Origin of the sequence: Paracoccus sp. MKU1 (assembly GCF_001447385.1) — a bacterium.
In the GTDB taxonomy this organism is placed as follows: domain Bacteria; phylum Pseudomonadota; class Alphaproteobacteria; order Rhodobacterales; family Rhodobacteraceae; genus Paracoccus.
On sequence record NZ_LLWQ01000053.1, the window covers coordinates 1 to 1,568 of the forward strand.

The window sequence follows — 1,568 nt, forward strand, 5'->3', positions numbered from 1 at the left end:
CAACAGGTGCCCGAAGAACCTCTGCTTGGCGCTCTCAAAGGCCGAGCGGGCGGCGGACTTGGCCTGCCGGTTCAGCGTGCCGGACCCGCCCTCGCCGCCGGTGATGTTGGCGGCCTGCATCGCCGCATCGAGATTGTTATGGATGATGGCGAAGGCATCGGCATAGCTGTCGTAGATGCGGACCTGTTCAGGGGTCAGTTCGTGGTCGAGCAACTCGTATTCCACGCCTTTGAAGGACAGCGAGCGGGCGGTGTAGAGGCCAAGCGCCCGCAGGTCGCGCGCCAGCACCTCCATCGCCGCGACGCCGCCGGCCTCGATCGCCTCGACGAACTCCGCCCTGGTCGAGAATGGGAAATCCTCGCCGCCCCAGAGACCGAGCCGCTGCGCATAGGCGAGATTGTGGACGGTGGTGGCGCCGGTGGCCGAGACATAGACAACGCGGGCATCGGGCAGCGCGTGCTGGATGCGCAGCCCGGCACGGCCTTGCTGGCTGGCGGCGACATCGCCGCGTTCTCCCTTGCCTCCTGCTGCATTGGCCATGGCATGCGCCTCGTCGAAAATGATGACCCCATCGAAGTCCTTACCCAACCATTCGACGATCTGTTTGACCCTGGAAAGCCTTGTCCCGCGGTCGTCGGAGCGCAGCGTGGCATAGGTTAGAAACAGAATGCCTTCGTTCAGGGTGATCGGCTTGCCTTGGGGGAATCGCGACAGCGGCGTGACCAGCAGCCGCTCCATACCGAGGGCCGACCAGTCGCGCTGCGCGTCTTCCAACAGCTTGTCGGATTTACTGATCCAGACGGCTTTGCGCCGCCCCTGCATCCAATTGTCGAGGATGATGGCGGCGGATTCCCGCCCCTTTCCGACGCCGGTGCCGTCGCCGATCATATAACCCTGCCGGAAGCGGATGGCGCCCTCGGCGTCTTCCGGCGCGGCCGACAGGGTGTCGAGCGTGTCATCGACCGTCCAGCCCCCGGCGAGGAATCCCATATGGGCCTCGCCGGCATAGATCACCGTCTCCAACTGCGCCTCGGACAGCCTGCCGAGAATGTCTTTGGGCAGCACCGGACGATAGCTCGGCTTCGGCGGCGCGATGCTCGCCATCGAGGCCGACTGCACGAGCTGGGTAGGATGCGCCTGCGCCCCGTCGATGCGGATGGTCTGAAGCCCGTATTCCTCGTAGATCGCGTCGGAGAGGCGGCCGCCCTCGGCCGGTTCCCAATCCACGGTCTCATAGGCGACCGGCACGGCCTCCGGTTCCGCAAGGGGCGCGGCGGGCGCGGATCGCGCGGCGCGGTTGACGTAGCCGCGCACGGTGCGGGGCGCGGTGGGTCGTGCGACCGGCACCGTCAGGCCGGGATCGACCGGCAGCCGCGTGGGAAGCAGGTCGGCTAGCCAGGCGATCAGCGTGGCCACGTCCGGCGCGACACCAGGCGCTGCCGGAAACACCGCCGCATCTTCGGCCGGCAGCTTGTCGATGACCGTGAGCCGGGTCGGGACAGTGGTGCCTTGCTTGGCATAGACCGAGCCGTCGATGGCGGCGGAAAAGGTGACGCGACCGCGTTCCT

General features: G+C 67.0%; 1 protein-coding gene. It reads right to left on the reverse strand.

Annotation, left to right across the window (positions count from 1 at the left end):
• The coding region (locus AQY21_RS03180; RefSeq protein WP_161905904.1) for a strawberry notch family protein at positions 1–1,568 on the reverse strand (1,568 nt) is incomplete at both ends.